This is a genomic window from Aquimarina spongiae (assembly GCF_900141785.1).
Taxonomy (GTDB): Bacteria; Bacteroidota; Bacteroidia; order Flavobacteriales; family Flavobacteriaceae; genus Aquimarina; species Aquimarina spongiae.
Window position 1 is genome coordinate 87,382 of sequence record NZ_FQYP01000006.1, and the last position, 23,508, is coordinate 110,889.

Consider the following 23,508-nt stretch of genomic DNA (forward strand, 5'->3'; position numbering starts at 1 on the left):
ATGTTAAGAGTTTTTTTGTTAGTGCTTGCCTTTTTTATGGTTTTTAGTGGAAATGCGCAAAAGAGTGTAAATGACTATAAATATGTAATAGTACCTACTCGATATAATTTTTTAAAGAAAGACGATTCCTATCAGTTAAACTCATTGACTCAGTTTTTGTTTAAGAAATATGGCTTTCATGCAATATTGCAAGGTCAGGAGCTTCCTGCAGATCTTATCACTAATGGCTGCAAGGGATTGCAGGCGGATGTGACCAAAAATTCTGGACTTTTTATAACTAAGCTAGTGGTCACGCTAAAGGATTGTAATGGTAGAGAAGTCTTTGCTTCGGCAGAAGGTACAAGCAAAGAAAAAGATTTCAAAACAGCATATCATGCGGCTTTAAGAGATGCTTTTAAGAGTGTAGAGGAGCTAAATTACAGTTATAATGGTAATGCAGAAAGTGGAGCACAATCAGGGCAACAGGCAGCAATACAGGCACCAAAACCGACGACTGTTGAAAAGGAATCTGCGGTAAGTACCCCGAAGAGTCAGGAAAAGGAATTACAACCACAACCAAATCCTACAGCAAAAGAAAGTAGTAAATATCTTTTAAACGGAAATACATATACGTTAAAGAAAACTAGTTTTGGATTTGAATTATATCAGGATCAATCTGGTACTAAAGGTAAAATATATCAGTTGGAACGAAACAATAGTTACCTGATTAATGCGGGAGACCTTAGTGGTTCTGGTTATTTTGACGGTTTCGGGAACTTTGTCCTGGAACGAGTGAACCCAGTAACTGATAAAGTTATTAAAGATATTTTAGCTCGTCAATAAGCTGATTAATAATCATATTTATCTTTCCATCTTGATTTAAGGAAATTTCGAAACGCATTTTCTCTTTGATTATCACCAGGATCATACAGTTTGGTATTTGCGATTTCGTCTGGTAAAAACTCTTGATTTACAAAATTGTTTTGATAATCATGAGAATATTTATAATCTTCACCATATCCTAGTTCTTTCATGAGCTTGGTGGGAGCATTTCTAATGTGTAGAGGGATGGATAAGTCCCCGGTTTGTTTTACCAATTGTTGTGCGTTTTTTATTGCCATGTAAGAAGCATTACTTTTGGCAGAACTAGCTAAATAAACTGTACATTGACTTAGGATGATCCTAGCTTCAGGATAACCTATAGTGTTTACAGCCTGAAAGGTGTTATTTGCTAGTATTAATGCTGTAGGATTAGCGTTTCCTATATCTTCTGAAGCTAGTATTATTAACCTTCTTGCAATGAACTTTAGATCTTCTCCGCCTTCTATCATTCTCGCTAACCAATAGACAGCTGCGTTAGGATCACTACCTCTAACCGATTTAATAAAAGCTGAGATGATATCGTAGTGTTGTTCGCCAGTCTTGTCATATCGTACAGTATTTTGCTGGACAAGTTTTAGAACGAGATCATTTGTGATTACAATTGGATTGGTGTCTTGGCTAGAAACTATTAGCTCAAAAATATTCAATAGCTTTCTGGCATCTCCACCACTCAGTCGTAATAAAGATTCGGTTTGTTCCAGGACAATATTTTTGGATTTTAAGAGGCTATCTTCTTGCATCGCTCTATTAAGCAAGGCTTCTAGCTCCTTTTTGCCAAATGGATTAAGTGTATATACCTGACAGCGGGAGAGTAATGCAGGGATCACCTCAAAACTGGGATTTTCGGTGGTAGCTCCTATAAGTGTAATCCACCCCTTTTCTACGGCGCCTAACAGGGAATCTTGTTGTGATTTACTAAATCTATGAATTTCATCGATGAATAGAATAGGATTTTTTGAAGTAAAAAGCCCTCCACTTTGTTTTGCTTTGTCGATAACTTCACGTACTTCTTTAACACCACTGTTGATGGCGCTAAGCGTATAAAAAGGACGTTCAGACTCTTTGGCAATGATATTTGCTAATGTGGTTTTTCCTACACCTGGTGGTCCCCATAAGATTAACGAAGGGATAACTCCTCTTTTTATTTGCTGTCTTAGAGCGCCATCGTTCCCTACCAAGTGCTCCTGACTCAAATATTCTTCAAGCGATTGAGGACGTATCCGTTCTGCCAAAGGTTGATTTGTATCCATACGTACAAAGGTACAAAGCTAGTTACAATCCTTAACAAGAAATATAGGATAGATCGTTTACCTGGGAATTAAAACTGCCATTTTAGCTGTATTTGGTGTTTTGGACTTTTTTTTGATACTTTACAGGGTATGAAAAGAGATCAGGAGTTATTTGAGTTTAATACCGGAGTTATTGGATATCCTATATTGTTTGTTTTACTGATCTGGATTGTATTTTGGGCAGAAGTACGACTAGGGTTAGATATTAAACAGTTTGGGGTGTATCCTAGAACGTTCATGGGACTCAGAGGGGTGTTATTTTCCCCTTTTATACATGGAGATATTACACATTTGTGGCATAATACGCTTCCTCTTTTGATATTGTCTAGTGCTTTATTTTATTTTTATAATAACAATGCCTGGAGAATATTGTTAATTGGTACTTTGCTTACTGGTATTTTGACATGGATACTGGGTAGACCTGCCAATCATATTGGAGCAAGTGGAATAGTATATCTTTTATTTGGTTTTCTGTTTTTCAAAGGAATCATTGCTAGAAATTTTAGATTAATGGCTTTGTCATTTGTTGTAGTATTTATTTATGGTAGTATGGTCTGGTACGTTTTTCCTGTGGACCCTAAAATTTCTTGGGAAGGTCATTTTTCAGGTCTTTTTTCGGGTGCCTTATTGGCATTTTTAATTCGAAAAGGAATTGCAAAACCCAAAGTATATTCCTGGGAATCTCCCAATTATAACCCAGAGGAAGATGAATTTCTGAAGCATTTTGATGAGGATGGGAATTTTATAGAAACCCTTCCAGAACAAGAGGAGGGGGTGGTAGATCAAGAAATAAAGATCAATTACGAATACAAGGAAGATAATAGGGGAGAAGACAAACTATAGTCGTTGGCGTATAGTTTCGTAGAGAAATACACCACAGGCAACGGATACGTTAAGCGAAGCAATCTCACCGTGCATTGGTAATTTAGCTTGTTCATCCACTAATTTTAAAACAGAATTAGATATTCCCTTGCCTTCGCTACCCATAATAATAGCTGTAGGATTGGTTAAGTTTAAATCGTAGATGGTTCCCTTTGCTTTTTCAGTTGCTGCTATAACAGTTATTCCAGAACCCTGCAAATAGAATATAGCGTCTTTGATATGATCTACTTTGCAGATGGGAATATTAAATATCGCACCTGCTGAAGTTTTTATAGTATCTGCACTTACTGGTGCTCCACCTTTTTTCTGGATGATAATACCATGTACACCGGTGCATTCTGCAGTTCTTATAATAGCTCCAAAATTGCGAACATCTGATAATTGATCAAGAATTAAGAAGAGTGGAGTTTCTCCAGACTCGATCACATCGAGTACTAGGTTTTCCAGATTATGAAATTCAATAGGGGAGATGAAGGCTACAACTCCTTGATGATTTTTTCGGGTTAGCCGGTTTAGCTTTTCAATGGGAACATATGAGAATGATATACCATTTTCTTTAATTTGCTTCCAGAGCTCTTTTGATAATTCACCATGCAACCCTTTTTGGATAAATAGTTTATCAATCGTTTTTCCAGAAATGATGGCTTCCATAACCGCTCTGATACCAAATACTAACGTTTCGTCTTTCACCCTATGATTGTTTAGTTTTCTGCCTGCAAATATAGGTATAAAAAAACATCCCTCTGAAATTTTCAGAGGGATGCTTTATTATATTAAAAGTGTTTTTAAAACAACTTTAATTTTAGTTTTGGAAGAACATTGGAGTAATCAATGCTTCAACCGCAGGTGCATTAGGGTTAGAAGTAATCTCACTCAATGGAATCTGATATCTATTAATATTATCAGTAAGTACAGTTTGAGTAATAGGCTCGTAATCAGGAACCTGATTTCTTCTAATCGTTGTCCATGATTCCATGTGTCTCATGAAATCAGCTACGTAGTGCTCTTCGTGGATTTTTCTTAATGCATCAGCTTGGCTGTCACCAGCGATAGATCCTCTTGCAGAAGCTAAATAAGTAGCTTTATCACCAGCAGGAACTTCGTTTGGAAGACCGTCATAACGACCTAAAGAAGTTGAGATACCAGCTTGGTAGAATGTATCTGCAGCAGCTGGTCCACCTGTAATTAATCCTAATAAAGCAGCTTCTGCTAAGTAGAAGTTAGTTTCAGGAGCAGTAGCATATCTATCTGGTAATGTAGCAACGATAATGTCGTCAGAAACCTGAGAGAACTGAGCAGTATCCAAGATTAAAGAACCTTGTGGCTGTCCAGCAAACCCTCCTCCGTCAAGCTCATTAAAGTATGCAGCTCTTCTTGGATCGTTGTTGTTGTTCATTAAAGTTACCAAAGTAGAACCACCAGAGTAGAAGTCTTGGCTACCACCAGCAAACTGTACAATCAATGTAAAGATTGGGTTTTGGTTACCAGCCTGATCAAGGTAGTCTAGTTTAGCTTCGTATTGATTTTCAGTAATCATTGGCTGACTAGCTAGTGCTTGAATATCTGCGGCTACAGAAGTAGGATCAACATTTGCGATTAACATTAAAGCTTTTAACTTTAAAGAGTTAGCAAAACGGATCCAGTTTTCTCTATTTCCTCCGTAGATTAAATCTGCACCATCAACAATATCAGTATCAGTTGCTAATTCAGCAATTGCTTCGTCTAACAATACTGCAACTCCTCTTAATACATCTTCTTGGCTATCAAAATTAGGATTTGGGAATTCCTCTACCTGAATTGCTTCACTAAATGGAATAGCACCAAAAACCTGAGTTAAGTTTAAGTAAGTAAACGCTTCAAGAACTTTAGCTTGTCCTATGATATTTCTTGCCGCAGGGTTGTTGCGTTCTGTAAGAATTCTCATTTGAGCTAAGTTTCTCAAGGAAGTTGTATAGTTACCGAAGAAAATGTTGTTTACTGTATTTGGACTAATAGTACCTCTTTCCGGATTACGGAATACTCCAAAGTTAGCAGAGAATGACCAGTGCTGAGAGTGGGTACTCATTTGAAATTGTTCTACTGTTCTGTTTGCTGTAATACCTCCAAGTAAAATCTCAGGCATTAATAATGCCGGATCAATTTCTAAGGCAGCAAGGGGATCAGAGTTAATACCTTCAATAGTATCCTCACAACCTGTAAATACGATTGCCGATACCAAAACAAGAAGGATACTGATCTTATTTTTAAATATATTTTTCATTTTGTTCATTTTAGAAATTTGCTTGAATGTTAAATCCGAAACTCTTAGTAGATGGTACACCACCTCTTTCAATTCCTTGCAGGTTACTAGCAGAACCTCCTAAACCAGCTTCTGGATCGATATGAGGAACATCAGTATTAAACAAAGCAAGGTTTCTTCCTTCTAAAGCAATTTGTAATGCTTTGATAGGTGTCTTCTTAAGAATTTCTGAAGGGAAAGTATAGGCTAAACTAATTTCTCTCCATTTGATGAAAGTAGCGTCAAATACGTTACCTTCTACAACACTAGCGTTTGCAAATCCACCCCAGTAGTTTTGTACACTTGAAATTGGAGTAGTGTTTGGAGCAACAATTGTAGAACCATCAGGATTTGTACCCGTAGCTACAAATGTATTTGGATCAACAAATACTTCACGACCGTTTACAGCAGTTTCTTCAGCTAAACCAGCTCTTCTTAATTGTCCTACAGTATTAGAGAATATTTTTCCTCCTTCTCTGTAATCGAATGTAGTAGATAATCTCCAGTTTTTATATCTGAACGTAGAAGTAATACCCATTGTATAATCAGGGAAGATGCTTCCAAGAGGAGCAGACTGACCAACTTGACGGATACCATTAGCATCAACAACGATTTGATCATCAATATCATTTCCTTCTGCATCTACAGCTCTTAACCAACGTGGACCGAATAACTGAAGATCTTCACCTTCAATTGCTCTTACTGCAATACCGTTAAATCCAGTCGCTAAGTTTAAAGCACCACCTGGAAGAGCTCCAAGGTCTTCTACTTTAAATTCGTTAGTTGTGAAGTTATAATCTAAGTCCCAAGTAAAGTTATCAGTTTGAACAACTTTAGCGTTAATTTGTAATTCAATACCCTTGTTACTAATCTCACCAACGTTGGTTAAGAATCCACCAAAACCAGAAGATTGTGGAGTAGGTACTGTGATAATTTGATCCTCAGTAAAGTTTTCGTAGTATGTTGCATCAATGAATACTCTGTTATTCAATAAACCTAATTCAACACCTATTTCGAAGTTTTCCTGATTTTCAGGCTTCAAGTTTTGATTGGCTAAGGTTCCATCAGAGTTAAATGCTAACTGTCCGTCGAATGGGAAAGTACCTCCCTGACCAAACTGTTGGAAGAAACCAGTATCTGGATTAAACGTAAAGTCTAATAGGAATGGCGCAGTATCAACACCTACGTTTGCCCATGCTCCTCTAAGCTTACCATAACTTAAGAAATCTCCCTGGATGTTAAGAGCATCAGAGAATATCCAACTCAAAGATACAGAAGGGTAGAAGAAACTGTTGTTACCAATCGGTAGTGTAGAAGACCAGTCATTACGACCAGTTACGTTCAAAATTAACCAGTTCTTGTAGTCTAAAGTAACGTCTCCAAATGCACCAAAGATTCTTCTAAGTGTGAAATCTTTTACTACTGCATTAACCTCGGCATTACCTGGATCAAATAATTCTGGTACTGTTAAGTTAGTACCTGTGTTTTGTAAACGATCTAATACCCTTTCGTTCCACTGCATACCACCACGTACTGTTAAGTTGAAAGCATCAGAAAGAGACTTGTCATAAGTAGCGATAAGGTCTAAAGTAAGCTCACGTCTTTTGATAAAGTCATCTACGAAGCTACCACGTAAAGCACCGATAGTACCGATACTGTTTTGGATTAAACGCTGATCTGTAAATGTATCGTAACCAGCTCTACCTAAAATATTGAAGTTTTCAGTAGGAGCATAAGTTAAAGATGCATTACCAAAGAAACGCTCAACTTGTGTTTGAGTAGCATTCTGACGAGCAATAAATAATGGGTTATTAGATTGTCCTCCTGGATCATTAATCTGATTTCCGAATTCGTCAACATCTGGATCGAATAAAGAGAAGTCAGTTAATCTTGAAAGACCATTTATAATATTTGTTAATACGTTAGGGTCATTTGCTCCTTGAGCAGCAGTACCTACTGTATTTGTTCTAACATAGTTTACACTAAATCTTGAACTTAATTTCTCATTAAACTCTTTACCTGAGTTCAAACCAATATTAGTTCTATTCAAAGAAGAGTTAGGGATGATACCTTGTTGATCTGTGTAAGCAACACTTAATCTGTAGTCATCACCATTTTGACCAGCTCCAGAAACAGTAACACTATTAATAGAGGTGATACCAGTGTCATAAAAATCTTCAACACCATCTTCGAAAATTCTGAAAGGAACGTTCTGGTCTCTTAAGTTTACAAAAGTTTGACCAGCAAGAGATGGATCATTGATTGAAGGACCCCAACCTACAGTAGTTTGATCTCTTTCGTTCTGTGTAAAGTCATATACACCTTGATCACCACTGATAAACTCATTCTGGAAATCTGGTAATCTTAAAGGAGAATCAAAACGTAAACTAGAGTTAAAGCTTATACTAGCCTTAGAACCTTGCTTACCTTTCTTTGTAGTAATGATGATAACCCCAGCAGATGCACGAGATCCGTAAAGAGCGGCAGCAGATGCACCTTTCAGTACAGAAATAGTTTCGATGTCATCCGGGTTGATATCCTGAGCACGGTTACCAAAGTCAAATCCACCAGTAATACGAGATCCTGTGGCGATATTAGAGTTCGAGATCGGCACACCATCTACTACGAATAGTGGTTGCTGATTACCCTGTAAACTTGAGATACCACGGATAAGTATTCTCGTAGATCCACCTACGTTACCACTTTGGTTTTGGATTACTACACCAGAAGTCTTTCCTTGTAGTGCTCCAAGAAGGTTGGTTTCTCTTACCTCATTCAGATCTTCAGATTTAATAGTAGATACCGCATAACCAAGTGATCTTGCAGAACGCTCAATACCAAGTGCTGTTACTACTACTTCTTCTAACTCTGAAGCTGATGCCGCCAACTGTACGTTGATATTGTCACTGTCACCAACTACAACTTCTTTAGTTGTGAAACCAACATAACTAAACGATAATACTGCACCTTTGTTTGCGGTAATACTATAATTACCATCAAAATCGGTTTGTGTACCGTTAGCTGTGTTTTTCACAACGATATTAACCCCTGGTAAAGGTAACCCTCTGTCGTCGGTTACATTACCTGAGATAGTTTTTTCTTGCGCAAAAGTTATTTGCACAACAAACGCCAAAAATAGCGTTAAAATTCCACTAAACTTTGTTCTCATTTTACAATTTATTTGAATTAGCCAGCTCCAAAAATGATAATAATATCTTTATAAAACAACTTTTTACTATTAAAATTTGAATTATTGCTTTAAGTGGTTTTATAAATGGCGAACACTTACTAAAACGTTGTAGTAGGGGGTTTGTAAGATTTTTTTTGTTTTTTTTTGACCCAATTTAATAGGATGTATTGACTCTTTTTCTTACTAATTTTTTATAACAAGAACAGCCTCTTTGATTTTAAAATTTGGTTAAAAAAATAATTGCAAAATGCTTATTTAGAGTTGTTTGTCAAGCGTCTGAAAAAGTATAGACTATCATTATTAAACCCTGATATTAGATATTCATCTTGGTTATGTGTTAATTTTTTTAAGATTCGTAGTTCTTTATTATGTAGGGTTAGTCCTACTTGTTTTGAGGATAAATAAGAGAACGTGTTTTTGGTCCTGCTTTTTGTTATCAAAAAACCTGGATTAGAATTAAAAATACCGTGATACGTGTTGAGACCATAAAAGTTTCCTCCCAGAAGTAATTGATCATAGCCTTCTCCAAGAAAATCATTTGCTAAAAAAGAATTGATAGGAGATAATTGAAAGGTAGGAGGGAATTCGATAAACTCATCATACGTGCCATTTGTATTGCGAAGATATCCACTTTTCAGGGTGGTTACATCGATGCTTTCAATTGTTTTTGCATTTAGGGATTTTAAAATATCGTCTATAGGTTGATTTGCATAACTTTTATAATCAATATACTGTTTGTTGATTATATTGATCTGGGAAGCGAATTCATCTTTAGAATTTACAGGGTAATACTGGCCTTTTACAGCATATGCTACCAATGTTTCATTCTTATTGTTTTGATCAAAATCGCCATAATACATTACAAGAGGGTATTCTGTGGTAGGTTTAAATTTGGTGTTTTGCCCCCAGTTTCCCAAGAGAATATCTTTGTCCCCATCGAAGTCTATATCATAAAATGCTATAGATTGCCAAAGGCCGGTGATATTGGCTTCAAGTTCTACTTCGGTTAAGGTGCCATTATTATTTGTAAAAATTCTTGGTTTATCCCACTCTGCAGCTACCAATAAATCTTTGATGTTATCTCCATTGATATCCTCCCAGATAGCATCAGTAACCATAGTGGTTAATGAAAAGCTATTGTCTTTTACAAACTGTAAGTTGCCTTGATTTTTTAATAAGTAAGAATTTACTTTTTTTCCGAAGTTTGAACTGTCAGATCTGTTTCCAACAAAAATATCCATATCTCCATCTTGGTCATAATCATAAGCACGTACCACAGCAGTATTCAAATTGTTTACAGGTAGGTCTGTAGAAGGTTTTGAGAAATTACCCAAACCGTCATTGATATACAATCGGTCATTTTGAAATTCAATGTGTTTGGAATCAATTATTCCTGAAGCTACATATAGATCTAAGTCGTTGTCGCCATCAACATCAAAAAAAGTAGCATCAACATCTTCGCTGATAGAATCGTTTTCAATCACAGGGATTGGATGATGTTGTAGTTTTTGTTCCTTGCTAATTATTAATTTAGATTTTTGCAAAGATGCTCCACCAATAAATATATCTTCTTGCCCGTCATTGTTAACGTCTCCTATGGCTATCGCTGGGCCTTGTGTAGATATTTTGTATGGAATTAGTTTGTTTACATCAAAATCATTGTACTGGTCTTCGCGATGTTTAAAAGTTGCTAATTGGTCTTTTTTGAAAATAGGATTACTCGTTTGATTCTTATATTTGAACGAGGTGATATTTTGAGAATCATATTTGATTTTGATGTTTTTATTTTTGAAATCTACTAAGTTTATATTTTGATAAGTATTGTCTGGCCAGATTACTTTGATAGAATCAATACTTTTCTGGCCTAATCCAAAGTGCAATTTAGGTGCTACAGATGAGATAAAACCTCGAGAAGTAAATAATTGCTTATTTTGGATTTCATTATTACTATATATAAAGACTTTGGAGCCAATACCTAACTTGTTACTAGGTTTGTAATCAAACTCTACCGAAACAAAGGATGTATTTGAATTGTCAGAACTTCCATTTTTGTATAAACTAGCAAAGTCATTCAAATTATTTACTATTAAATCAAGATCTCCATCATTATCCAGATCTGCATAAGTGGCACCGTTGGATAGAGTAGGTGTGTTTTTGATCCAATCCCCAGTTTTATTATGAAAAGTTTTACTGTCCCCTTCAAAAATAGCATTTGGAGTCTCTCCAGTAGGCATAACTTTTAAAGATTTTATCAACCAGGCATCTTTCTGTTTTTTATCTTGATATTTGTTTTTAAAAGAATTGGAAAGATATCTCATGAAATCTAGATTGTTAGGTCTCTTGTGTATTCCATTGGTAATAAACAAATCCTGATGCCCATCGAGATTATAATCTGCAATAAGAGGAGACCAGCTCCAATCCGTTGCAGCTATGTTGTCGTATAGCCCTTTTTCTATAAAGAAATCTCCAGATTTATTCATTTGAAGCATGTTTCTGGCGTATTGCTTTTGATAACCCTGGCTAATAAGGAATTCCTGAGTTTTGTAAGAAACATCTCCATCTGATTCTTTGAGTACTTTTTCTTCATAAGGAAGCATATCCAAGGTTATCAAATCTTGAAACCCATCGCCATCAATGTCTGCGGCATCGCTACCCATAGAAAATCTGCTGGTGTGTGAAAAGTATTTGGGAAGTTCTTCGTTGAAAGTGCCATCTCCCTGATTAATATAGTAATAGTCGTCTTCATGGAAATCATTACATACATAAATGTCATCCCAGCCGTCATTATTAAAATCTGCAATTGATGCACTAAGGCCATATCCATTAGCGCCCCCATGAATTTTTGCTTCAAGGCTTACATCTATGAATTTGGAATTATCGTTCTTAAGTAATACGTCTCCAACATAATCTGTTCTTTTTTTGCGAATGTATGAAGGGCCGTGAGAGGTTTTGGTGTGTAGTGCATGGTTAACGATATAGACATCCAGATCATCATCCTTATCATAATCAAAAAAATAAGCTTGAGTGGCATATCCTTTATAGTTCAGGCCATATTTTTCGGATTCTTCTGTGAAAGTTCCATCTCCATTATTAATAAATAGTTCATTGTGTCCTTCAAACCCCAAAATATTAATTACGGCACATACATAGATGTCCAGAAATCCATCTCCATTAATATCCACCATAGTAACACCTGTATTCCAGTCAGATTTTCCTGCTGTACCAGAAGAAGTTGTGATGTCCTTGAATTTGAAATCACCTTGATTGAGGTACAATTTGTTTTGGCCTCTGTTAGACACAAAATACAAGTCTGGTAAATCATCGTTATTGATATCTCCTACTGCTACTCCTCCGCCATTGTAATAATACAAGTAATTGACGATATTATATTTTTCATCTTCCTGAATTTGATTTTGGAAATCAATTCCTGTGATCTTGTTATCTACTTTCGAAAATAGATATGATGTAGCATCTTGATTTTCTTTTTGAGTGCAGGAAAAGAAAAAAAATAGAAGAAGTAATGTTAGGATGTTTTTCATGGGTTAAATGTAAAAAAGAGGTTGTGAATCCACAACCTCTTTTATTTAATATAATTTTATGCTACTTATTAGTTAGGGGTAGGAGAAACAGGGTTAAAGTCTGTTTCGAATGCTGGTACTGGCCAGTATTCTAAATATCCATAATTAATAGTGGCATTGGTGTTAAGGTTTCCATTTTCATCAAGAACATGCGCTCCAGTTCTTGAAGTGGCTGCTACACCATAACGACGAGCGTCATAGAAAGCAACTGCTCTAAAAATTAATGCAAGACGACGCTCTTTTCTAATTTCCTCTAATGCTTGATCTTGTGTTAATCCTGTCCCTACCGTAGCAGCTAAACCAGAAGCCTGGAACGTTCTAACAGCGTCCAAGTGGGCAAGCCCTCCTTCGATATCATTAGTTCTTACTTTTGCTTCTGCAAGTATTAATTGGTTTTCTTCAAAACTTCCTGCATAATACATAGTAGCTCCTAATGGATTTGAAGATACGATAGGAGTATTGTCATTCCAGAATCTAGACGCACCATATTGAATTCCTCTTCCTCTTGGGTTAGGGAAATCAAAATCAGGTTCAAAATATAAATCTAAACGTACATCTCCAGGATTAATATCCTGAATTAATCTTTCACTTGGGAAATACCAGAAACCAGTAACCTGACCAGGTATCCAGTTGTTATCGATAAACGAAGATTCAGACTGCATAATAAAAGCGTTTGCATTTGCTGATACCCCATTGTTCGCTAATGTGATTACCTGATTCCAGTCTGCAGTTGTCATGTCTGCTACTGGAGTGTTGTAAACAAGGTTTCGAACTCGTAATGAGTTAATATTTTCCTGTAAACCAGCAAGATTTACTTTAGAAGTAAGATATGCCAATTGTAATCCGGTGAATCTCCCATCAAAGGTTGCTACATCAGTAACACCATTTAATAAAGTTTCAAGTTCATTTAATATTTCATTAGACTTGCTTATTAGTTGAGAATTGTCTACAAACTGTGTGCTTGGCTCAGAAGTAGGATTAGAGATCAAGCCTGAGTCATTGATTAATCCTTGCTCATACATCGAACCAAGTCTATTGTATCCATAGGCTCTCCACCATAGTGACCATGCTCTAAAGGCGTCTTTAGTGGCATCATCAGCTTCTAAGTTGTCTAGTGCTTCTGCAATTGTATTGCTTTGAACTATAAGTCCATACATGTCTCTCCACTCATATTGTGTTGGGTTGTCACTACCTGCGGCTCTTGTGTTTCTAATAGCAATTTCACCTGGCTGAGGCCCTCCTGCAGGAGGTAATACCACAGTACCATCGTCCAAAACAACAGATTCTGTTTGATTGATCCATCTGTTGGCAAAGTTACCCCATGGAGTTGTTAATGCATCTCCCATAGATTCATGATATCCATAAGTAAAGAAAAGCATTGGACTTTCTAATTCTGCTCCTACGGTTTCAAATACATCATCAGATGCTATAAAATCATATATTCCTTTAGAAAAGGTAGTCAATCCATCTACATTGTTTAGAGATGCAGTAGAAGGAAGGTTGTTGTCAACAGGGTCAATGTCTGTATCTAAAATGTTATCTTGACAAGAGACCACAAACGATAGCGCTAGTAAAAACGCTGCTTTGTTTAATAAACTTTTCATAGTCTTATTTTTTTAAAATGCTAGGTTTAATCCAAAATTATAGCTCTTTACGTTTGGATGCGTAAATTCATCAAATCCTCTTTGGAATGTGTTTCCAAATCCTCTTGCTGCTTCTGGATCTAGACCTTTGTAATCTGTAATTGTGATTAAGTTTCTTCCTGAGATGCTTAAGTTGATATAATCAAAAGCCTCTAGGTTAAGCACGTTGTTTAGTTTAAAATTAAAACTGATATCTCTAAATCTTAAGAATGAACCATCTTCAACAAACTCTGATGTTGGTACATTAGTATTGTATAAAGAAGTGTAGTAGCTTACAAAAGCTCCGGTTTGTACTGCTCCTGTTGGATCTTCAATCGATACTGGAACTGCAGTGTCAGAATGTAAGCCATTATTGTATAACCATTGTCTTGCACGGTTGTATACATCAAGACCTTGGAACCAATCTATCTGGAAAGATACTCCCATGAAATCATTGAAGAATGAGAAGTCATTGATAAATGTCATTACAAAATCAGGCTGAGTACTACCTGCTACTACTTTGTCTGGTCCGATTACAACTCGACCAGTGTTTTTGTTTACAACATATCCTGAGCTAGCCACTGTAAAGTCATTTACATCAGCTTCAGGGATGATTCTGTTTCCGCTAGCGTCAAGGGCATCTAAGCTAGTAATAACTGGGAATACAGAGAAAGTACCGATTTCTTCCCCTTCGTCAAGAACGAAGTTATCATTAACAACAACTGGAAGCCCATTCGCGATTCTATCAAGTACTGCTGTAGATTTTGTAAAACGTAATCCGAAGTTCCATCTGAATTTTTCTGAAGTAAACATCGAAGCATCTATGGAAGCTTCAACACCATCACTCGAAATATCGTATGCATTAGAGAAAATGGCACTTGTTCCTGTACTACTTGGTAGTCCTAAACGGAATATTGCTCCATCTGTCTTTCTGTCAAAATAGTTCACAGAACCATCTAATCTAGTAAACCAAGCTCCTTTTCCAGGAGTAAAGGTGTAATCTAGACCAACTTCAAGTTCTTTTGAAGTTTCCACCTCAAGACTTGGGTTTGCTACAGAAGAAGGGATCCCTGAGATTACTTCACTTCCTACTGTTGTTGTTGCAAGAGTAAAGATGTTCTGGCTAAATAGAGGTTGAATACCCGCTTCACCATATGCCCCTCTTATTTTTAAGTTGCTTACTAAGTCAGATTCAAACAATTCTGCAAAATTAAGATAGGCATCTGCTCTTGGGAAGGTAAAGTCTAAGTTGTTACCAAATCGGTTAGAGAAGTCACGTCTGAAACCTGCTGAAAAACCAAAAATACTTTCGTAATCAAATTTTTGGTTCAATAAGAAACCATATGTTCTAAAAGGCTCATCGCTAAATTCGTTGAACGTTTTAACAACTGCTTGGTTTACGTTAAAAGAACCAAATGGTCCTGTTGGTAAGTTTGTTCCTTGGACATCAGTGGTACGAGATCCTAAATCTCTCCAATCAAAGTTAAATGTCGTATTTGAAGTAAATGGAATGTTAATTTTAAGGTCTTCTTTGAAATCTAAGGTCAAGTTTGTAGAGATCAATAAGTTTTGGAAAAACTCTTGTGTGTCTACTTGATTTATAATACCAGAAACATTAGTACCAATAGACGATGCTTGTTGGTGGTTAGTCTGATTTTCTTGAAAGAAAGTGAACTGTTGGGAGAAAGTATCATATCCGTATTTGAAATTTACAGATAATACTTCAAATGGCTGATATGTTAAATCAAGGTTTGCAATGTATCTGGTGATTTTGTCCTCTCTAACCTGAATTTCTTGATAAAAGAAAGGGTTAGCAGAGTTAGGATCAGTTGCGTCTGGTGATACAGTAAGATCTCCGTCTGAGTTCCTGTTGAAGAAATCTACGTGTGGAAGATTTTGAAATACGTTGTTGATCAAGTTGTTGGCATTTGCGTTATCCGTATCTGTACCTGTGGTGTTTGTACTATTGATAACATCAAATCTTGTGTTAACCTTGATTTTCTCTCCAAGATCGAAGCCTAAATTAATACGGCCATCATATTTTGTATATTTTCCAACTACTAAAACACTCTCTTGTTCTGTTCTATTACCAGAAACAAGGTATCTGATACCTTCAGATCCTCCTGAAACAGTTATACCATTGGTAGTGTTGATTGCATCTCTAAAAAGTATATCAGTAGCATCAAAAATTGGCTCTCTAAAAGGTGTGTCATTAATACCTTCTGCACCAAGTGCCGTTCCATTGATATTTCTCTCGGCAGGATCTACCGCTAGATATTGTGCTTCGTCATTAAGCTGCGTTACTGGAGTACCGTTTAGGTCTACCAAAAATCCTGCAGCGTTTGTTGAATAGTGATGTAGGTCAGCTCTTAATCGATCTTTTCCAGTAATTGCTTGAGCAACACTTACAGAAGATCTGATATTTACGACAGGAGCACCTGCTTTACCTTTTTTGGTGATAATGTTGATTACCCCATTTGCTCCTTGCGCACCATAAATGGTACCCGCTGCAGCTCCAGAGATAGTTTCAACTCGCTCTACATTAGAAAAGTCAATATCTGCCAGACGAGAACTTTGGTTAGAAGCTCCACCTACACTTGATTCTGAGGTAGAAACCTGAACACCATCAATTAATATCATTGGTTGAGAAGAGTTCAAACTATTGATCGATCTCAAAATGATGTTTTGTTGCTGACCTGGCTGACCAGTAGTCGATTGGATAATAGTACCAGCGATTTTACCTTGTAGTGCCTGGTCAATTGCTTGAGCACCCTGTACTTGAAGGTCTTCTGCTTTTACCGAATTTACCGAAACCCCTAGTTTCCGTTTACTCGTTCCAGAAGCAACCCCTGTTACTACTACTTCTTCTAGTACTGCAGCGTCCTCCTGAAGTGTAACATCAATTTGGTTACCGCTTCCTACGGTAACTTCTTGTGTTGTAAATCCAAGATAACTGAATACTAAACTTGAGCCCGCACTAGCACTTACCGAATATTTTCCATCAAAATCGGTTTGAGTTCCACTATTGGTTCCTTTTACAATAATGTTTACTCCTGGTAGTGGGGATCCCCCGTTGTCCGTTACAGTACCTGTAATGGTTTTGTCTTGTGCAAAAGAAGTCTGCACACCCAATGCTAGGAATAGCATTAGGATTCCCTTTAATAAAGATTTCATTGTGTTTTGTAATTTTAGAATTAGCCACGCTAAAAATCTTAATTATATCTTAATAAAACAACTTTTTCGATATCAAATTTACTTGTCCATTCCTTTTTTGAGGTGAGAACACTGTGTTACCTTACTGTAAAACAGTACTTTGTCTTTGATTTGAGTTAGTGTTAAATATTGTAGTTTATTCAGGGAAAGGAAGAGTTTTTTATTAAATTAACAAAAAAAGATCTTTCTGATTAAAGAAAGATCTTAAAAAACTTATGATTCGAGTGTTTTTTTACTAAATATTCATTTTTTTATCTTTTTTGTAGGAATAATCTGTAATTATCGAGTTAATAATGCTGGCCAAACTTTGCCGTCTGGTCGGGTAAGAATTACAGTTCCTCGATCTCCAGCAGAGTTGCTAAAGTCCAATGTCATATCAGAGCCAGAAGTAGAAACAATGGTGTATACATAAGAAAATTCATCCTCGTTACCATTTGCAGTTTCTACGGTTTCGATAGTTCCTTCTGCTACCAGATTGATGCAATCCCAAACAATTTGCACGTCATCAAAAGTAATAGAACTGAAAACATCCATATAGCAGCTATCAAATTGTCCAAAACTAATATCTGATGTGGTGTATTCTCCAGGAGTATCCGTTTCTTCCCATGTCACCTGGCCTGATAGAGGAGCAGCAGGGCAATTACTTCTTCCTCCCGGGGCAGAAGTTAGAGCAGTTATCTGATATGTGTAAGTGTCGGCTAGACTTTCGGTGATTGCACATGCTATAGGTGTTCTATAAGTATATGGTGAAGAAAAGTAAGACCCTCCAGATACGTTACCACTGGCATCGTCTTCAGAGAAAGTACGTCCGTCAGTTAGTGTTAGTACGAAGTTCAATTCAAAGTCGTCTCTTCCTTCTATTAAAGCTTCGTCTACTCCGGTGAATGTAACAAGTTCATCAGCTGTGAATGTAATTTCAGTAATAGGTACTCCTCGACTACCGGGTTGAAAGTCTGCTGCTGTCAAAGTGCGAATTACGCCTACTTGGGTTGTAAGATTAGCGTCATCATCATCAATTGTTCCATCCATATTGGTGTCTACTCTTGTGTTTTCTACAAAACGAGCAGAAATTTCAATAGATTCCAAGAGTTCACCTTGTTGTGCATCCTGTTCTTCAATGGTAAGTACATAATTAGATCCGGTCTCAAAGGATAAAGTTATATCATTGTAGACTAGGTTGTTGTCAATATCAATTGTTCTCAAAACCGCCCCGCTTGTTACATTTGCAAGTACGTCATCAACGGTTTTGTCATCGCCACTACAACCTAACATAATTACAGTTAGTAGTGCTATGTTTATATATTTAAAAAATCTTTTCATTGTTTTGTCTTTTTATGATTCCTAAATGCTATTCATTTTAGTTCGCTGGAGGGAAAGCTGGGGAATCAGGGTTAGTATCCCAAAAAACTTTTTGATCCGTATTTGGTTTTTGTTGTACTGAAGAATTGTTGGTAACAAGGTCTGCTGGATAAAAGAAAGATCTTATCAAATTCCCAGGATTAGGTTCAATATTAGGTTGTAATGTGGTAGGGTAACCGGTACGACGATAAAAGTTGTAAGAATCAATACCGTTACCAAATAATGCTACCCAATATTGTTCTGCAATTACATCCCAACGGTCATCAGGTGTTACTGCAGCATCAAAATCAGCAAGGCGATCATTAACAAAACTAGAAATAGCAGCAGCGTTAGGTTCAAACGATAAGTTTGCAGAAGTGTCTAAAGCTCCAAAAGTGGCAACTTTTGTTATTGATTTAGTCAATCCGTTATTTAGTGCGGTTCTTGCACCAGGAATGTCCATGTTTAACATAGCGACTTCTGCGATCATGAAATCTACCCATGAAGATAGGATGATCGGAGTAATACCAGCTCCTTGCCCTCCATCTCCTTGAGAGATACCTTGAAAACTACTATCGTCAAATCGACCTGCAGCAGGATAAACTCCAAAAGTCGTTCTTAGGAACCCGTCTGGAGGTGTTCCATCATCATCTCCATGATCACGCCCCCAGTATCCATTATTTAGAAAACAAAATGTAAAATTACCGTCAATATAATGTTGAGGAGCACTTTCTAAGGAGCAACTTAGTGTTTCTTCATTAGGGGCAATTTCTGCACCTGGTACTGCATTGGTTTGTCTGTAAAAGTAATATCTAATTCTTGGATCGTCATTATTAGACATTTGGTTCATTAACCAATTTGATAGGTATTCGTCGGCACCATCACCTTCATAATTGTTTGCATATCTAGGATGGCGGTTATCTGGTTGAATTTCATTAGCTCCCCAGGAAAACTGGAAGTCTTCCGAAGCAGTTTGAATATAATCTCCGGAAGTAATAATAGCATTAAAATCAGCAATAGCATTGTTGTCTACAAGTCTGCGTTGCAGGTAGATTTTCATTTTTAAGGTATTAGCAGCCTTAATCCAATTGTCCCAATCACCACTATAATAAAAATCATTTTCTGGTTCGTTAGTTACATCTCTTTCGAAATTTACAATAGCTTCGTCTAGTAATTCCAGTGCGGCAGCATATATTGTTGCTCCGCTATCTGTTACAGGGTTTAAATTACCCGTACTTCCTTGAACAGCTTCCGTGTAAGGAACATCTCCAAAAAAGTCTACCAAGGTAACAATAGTATACGCTTCAATTACTTGGCTTATAGCTAAGTGATGATAGAGTTCTCCATCTATGGCAAGTGGTTTCAAAGCTCTAACATCTGCCAGGATACCATTAAAGGTTTGGCTATGTCCATTTTGATCATCAAAAGATTCTCCAGTTGATTGGTAAGAGCCACTCCAGACATCATTAAAATCAGCTGGTGAATAGGTGTTTTGGTAGTTTCTTCCAAACATATTGTCTATTCGGGTAACCTGCCCGGCAATAGCTCCAAAACGCTCAACAACTTTTCCAAAGTCTACTTGTATAGAATTCAGAAATAAATCTGGATTGGATTGATCAGGTGTTAATTGATTTGGATTGTCTGCCAAATCAAGCTCTAAACTCTCGCAAGAGGTAAATAACATTCCTATCGAGAGGATTGCTATGAGTGATATTTTATATGTCAATTTTATTGTATTCATGATGTTGTTTTTTTTGATTAGAAAGAAGCTTTAACACTGATACCATATCTTCTTGAACTTGGTCCATTCAAAAAGTCAAAACCTCTACCGTTACCTACTCCTAATCCAGCTACGTTAGGATCGAAATTCGTTCCATCAGGAATATTGAAGGCGTCAAACCATAAGTTATATCCTGTAAGATTCACGCTAAGTGAACCAAAAGGTGTATTGTCTAAATATTTTGTTGGTAATGAATACCCTAAAGAAAGTTCTTGTAATCGTAGTACTGTTCCGTCAAAAACACCAAGTTCATCAGGTCCAAATAATACATTCGAGAAATAGAATGTTGAATTGTTGATCTGAATGTTGTTTTGAGAGCCATCTTCTCTTACTCCAGGTAAGATAAATGTGTTTTCTCTGTCAACAGTATCAGTGGTTAGTCCTCTTCCTAATAAGGTAGATACTGTTCTTGAATAGATGTCTCCTCCTTTAACAAAAGTAAATAAGAAACTTAAGTTGAAGTTTTTGTAAGAGAATGAGTTGTTTACGTTCAATAAGTAATCCGGGTTAGGGTCACCAATTACGAAAGTACCCTCTTCTTCTCTGTAATTACCAGCATCGTTAACCAAAAAGTTTCCATTGGCATCTCTTTCTATTCGGCTACCTACTATAACACCAAGAGGCTCTCCTTCGATAGCGGCATTACCAAGGTTTGAGAAACCAGAATACACAATAATATCGGTATCAGCACCAAGGTCTTCTACGGTAGTTTCGTTGGTGGTGAAATTGATATTGGTATTCCAATTGAATCCATTGTCTGGAAATTGAATAATATCGATGCCTAAATCAATTTCTAAACCATCACTTTTGATTTCTCCAATATTTTCACTGGTTACTGTAGCGCCAGTAGAGTTATCTAGTGGTCTGTCAATGATTAAGTCTTTGGTGATTCTGTTATAATAAGAAGCGTTTAATGAGATTCTATTTCTAAAAAACCTTGATTCGATCCCTAGTTCGATCTCGTTTAGACGTTCTGGCTTCAGATCTGGGTTTCCTAGTCTAGGTGCTGCAGAATTGGTTACGATATCTGTTCCAGAATCCTGGAAGTTTTGAGTGTCCAAGTCAAGAGTGGTAGCTACCGGGAATCCGGTTGGGAAGTTTGCTGAAGTTCCATAACCTGCCCTTATTTTAAGGTAGTTAATACCGTTATCAGTTCTTAGTCCTTCTATTGCGGTTGTTGGTAAGAAAGATACGCTGGTACTAGGGTAAAAGATAGAGCGGTTGGCAGAACTTAGATTGGATACCCAGTCATTTCTTCCTGCAACGGTAAGATATAACATTCTTTTGTAGTCAAAATCTGCTTGTCCATACAAACCAACAATATTTCTTTCTTGTTTGAACTCTATTTCGTTTTGATTGGCAAAGTTTACATGTCTGAAAACATCAAACACCTGTTGATCGCTACTAGCAACACCGTTACGTTCAAAAACTTCTCGTCTGCTTGTTGCACCTAGGTTAAAAGTCATTCCGACTTGTTCGCTAAGAGAGTAGCTACCATTAACGATAAAGTTATGGTCAAAAATGGTGTTGATATTAGTCCATGTTTGATAAATACCACTTCGTAAGGAAGCATCATCACTTACTCCACCTTTGTTTTGTTGGTTAACATTTGATTCGGTATAGTTGTCCAAACCAAAACGGTATACCAGGTTTATATTATCGTTGATATCGTATTGAATAGTTCCATTACCAAATACACGATTGGTAGTTTGACGGTTTAAGGCATTGTTCACTGTCCATAGTGGGTGCTGTATACTGTTGTTTTGACGATAATAAACACTGGATCCGTCTATTGGATTCTGAAACGGTAATCCTATTAAGTCAACACTACGCGGGGTAAAGAACAATTCTCCAAATACCGATGAACCTGTTCCAAAAGATCCGTTACCTCTACTCGCTGATACTGGTGGAGTTCGGAAATCTGTTTTTGAATAGTTCAATGTATTCGAAAGCGTGATTTTGTTGGATAGTTGTGCTTTTCCTCCAAAACCAAGTGTGTTTCTTCTTAAAGTGTTTCCTGGAGTGAAACCTTCATCTTCCAGATAACTATAGTTGGCATTATAACTTAAAGTGTTATCTGCAGTAGTTCCTCTAAAGTTAATTGCGGTATTAGAAACCGTTCCTGTTCTGAAAAAGTTTTCTACACTATCATAAGGTCTCCATTCATATCTCGCACCTGCAAACTGCGGAAATGCTGCTGGGATTCCTGTGGCAGAAGCTGCTGTGCTATATGGGTGAGCTAGAGTTCCATCTTCGTTAAATCCTCTGTTAGGGTCTGAGTTGATTCCATTTCCCCAACCGGCAACACCATCTCTATCAAAACTTGGTCCCCAGTTACTAAAAAACCATCCGAAAGCCTGGTCAAATCCATTACCAAATTGATCTTGGTAATCAGGTAAGGAGGCAATTTCATTAAAGAAGAATGAAGAGGTTATGGTCACTTCGTTCTTTTTTAGTGCTCCACCTGTAGAACCATTTTTGGTAGTGATAAGAATTACACCATTACGTCCTGCAGTACCATAAAGGGTTGCGGCTGCCAAACCTTTTAGTACGTTTACACTTTCTATACTGTTGGGATCCAGATCTAGGAATCTACTTGATCCGGAGTTACCATCGATAAAGTCATTCTGGCTGTCTCCATCATTACCTCCTTGCGAGTTGGTGTCACTGCTAAAAGGAACACCATCAACAATAAATAGAGGTTGGTTACTACCACTAAAAGAACTTAGGCCTCGAATTACGATATTGGTACCTGATCCAGAAAGTCCATTTTGTTGTGTAATATTTACACCTGAGGCTTTTCCGAAGAGTACCCTACCGATATCTCCTTCTGCTCTTTGTTCTAATTGTTCATCTTTTACTTCTGCTACTGCGTATCCCAGTGCCTGTTTCTCACGGCGAATACCTTGCGCAGTTACAATTACTTCTTCGAGTTCTGAGGTTGAAGATTCTAATTGCACATCAATAGTATTTGATGCGCCTACCAGTACTTCCTTGTTGGTAAACCCAAGGAAGCTGAATACAAGAGTGCTTCCTTGAGCAGTTTCAATACTGTATTTTCCGTCAAAGTCTGATTGTGTTCCAGAGTCTGTTCCTTTCACAATGATGTTTACTCCCGGAAGAGGTGAGCCTGCATCATCTGTTATTGTTCCTGTGATTGTTTTTTCTTGTGCATACGAGAGGTGCACTACCAGCGCTAGGAATAGCACCAGCATTCGATTTGTCGGTGATTTCATTTATTTTAATTATTAGAATTAGCCAACTTCAAAGTTGATAATAAATAATAACTAACAACTGTTCTTTTAGATTTTTTTAACGTTTTTTATTACGGTTTATCTGTTAATTTATGATAATTTAAGAGGACTTTTTCAACTTTTTAAACTTTGCGATTGATTGTCTTAACAGCTGAAAATCAAACGAATAATTTTGCACTCTTTTTTGAACTGACTGTGGATTAGTTGTTTGTTTTGAGGAAAT

At 36.9% G+C, this 23,508-nt stretch carries 12 protein-coding genes; 2 read left to right on the top strand and 10 right to left on the bottom strand.

Going from position 1 to position 23,508, the window contains the following annotated elements; all coding sequences use genetic code 11:
* The gene (locus BUE24_RS14095; RefSeq protein ID WP_073316819.1) at window positions 1–822 is read left to right on the top strand and encodes a hypothetical protein; all 822 of its coding nucleotides are present in this window, start codon (window positions 1–3) and stop codon (window positions 820–822) included.
* 5 nt (window positions 823–827) lie between these two features.
* Here BUE24_RS14095 and BUE24_RS14100 read toward each other — a convergent pair whose 3' ends face one another.
* Window positions 828–2,111 carry a replication-associated recombination protein A gene (locus BUE24_RS14100; RefSeq protein ID WP_073316821.1) on the bottom strand — a complete coding sequence of 428 codons (1,284 nt, stop codon included), beginning with the start codon at window positions 2,109–2,111 and terminating at the stop codon, window positions 828–830.
* A gap of 129 nt (window positions 2,112–2,240) precedes the next feature.
* On the opposite strand from BUE24_RS14100, the gene BUE24_RS14105 reads away from it, so the two are divergent.
* Complete coding sequence (locus BUE24_RS14105) at window positions 2,241–2,993, top strand: rhomboid family intramembrane serine protease (protein ID WP_073316823.1); 753 nt, start codon at window positions 2,241–2,243, stop codon at window positions 2,991–2,993.
* Here BUE24_RS14105 and rlmB read toward each other — a convergent pair.
* From rlmB to BUE24_RS14150, 9 genes are all read right to left on the bottom strand, one after another.
* Complete coding sequence (rlmB, locus tag BUE24_RS14110) at window positions 2,988–3,722, bottom strand: 23S rRNA (guanosine(2251)-2'-O)-methyltransferase RlmB (protein WP_073316825.1); 735 nt, start codon at window positions 3,720–3,722, stop codon at window positions 2,988–2,990. The two genes, BUE24_RS14105 and rlmB, sit on opposite strands and share 6 nt — an antisense overlap.
* Window positions 3,723–3,834: 112 nt before the next feature.
* Window positions 3,835–5,292: a SusD/RagB family nutrient-binding outer membrane lipoprotein gene (locus BUE24_RS14115; RefSeq protein ID WP_170864606.1), complete on the bottom strand. Its 1,458-nt coding sequence runs from the start codon at window positions 5,290–5,292 to the stop codon at window positions 3,835–3,837.
* A 10-nt stretch (window positions 5,293–5,302) separates the two neighbouring features.
* Complete coding sequence (locus BUE24_RS14120) at window positions 5,303–8,479, bottom strand: SusC/RagA family TonB-linked outer membrane protein (RefSeq protein ID WP_084549555.1); 3,177 nt, start codon at window positions 8,477–8,479, stop codon at window positions 5,303–5,305.
* A 272-nt stretch (window positions 8,480–8,751) separates the two neighbouring features.
* Complete coding sequence (locus BUE24_RS14125) at window positions 8,752–12,039, bottom strand: VCBS repeat-containing protein (RefSeq protein WP_073316829.1); 3,288 nt, start codon at window positions 12,037–12,039, stop codon at window positions 8,752–8,754.
* A 68-nt stretch (window positions 12,040–12,107) separates the two neighbouring features.
* The gene (locus BUE24_RS14130; protein WP_073316831.1) at window positions 12,108–13,682 is read right to left on the bottom strand and encodes a RagB/SusD family nutrient uptake outer membrane protein; all 1,575 of its coding nucleotides are present in this window, start codon (window positions 13,680–13,682) and stop codon (window positions 12,108–12,110) included.
* A 12-nt stretch (window positions 13,683–13,694) separates the two neighbouring features.
* Complete coding sequence (locus BUE24_RS14135; RefSeq protein ID WP_073316833.1) at window positions 13,695–16,874, bottom strand: SusC/RagA family TonB-linked outer membrane protein; 3,180 nt, start codon at window positions 16,872–16,874, stop codon at window positions 13,695–13,697.
* Window positions 16,875–17,192: 318 nt separating this feature from the next.
* A complete protein-coding gene (locus tag BUE24_RS14140; RefSeq protein ID WP_073316835.1) occupies window positions 17,193–18,233 on the bottom strand; it encodes a hypothetical protein in 1,041 nt (346 codons plus the stop codon).
* Window positions 18,234–18,270: 37 nt separating this feature from the next.
* Entirely contained in the window at window positions 18,271–19,992 is a 1,722-nt protein-coding gene (locus tag BUE24_RS14145) for a SusD/RagB family nutrient-binding outer membrane lipoprotein (protein WP_073316837.1), read from the bottom strand.
* 17 nt (window positions 19,993–20,009) lie between these two features.
* Entirely contained in the window at window positions 20,010–23,267 is a 3,258-nt protein-coding gene (locus BUE24_RS14150) for a SusC/RagA family TonB-linked outer membrane protein (protein ID WP_073316839.1), read from the bottom strand.
* Between the last annotated feature and the right edge of the window lie 241 nt (window positions 23,268–23,508).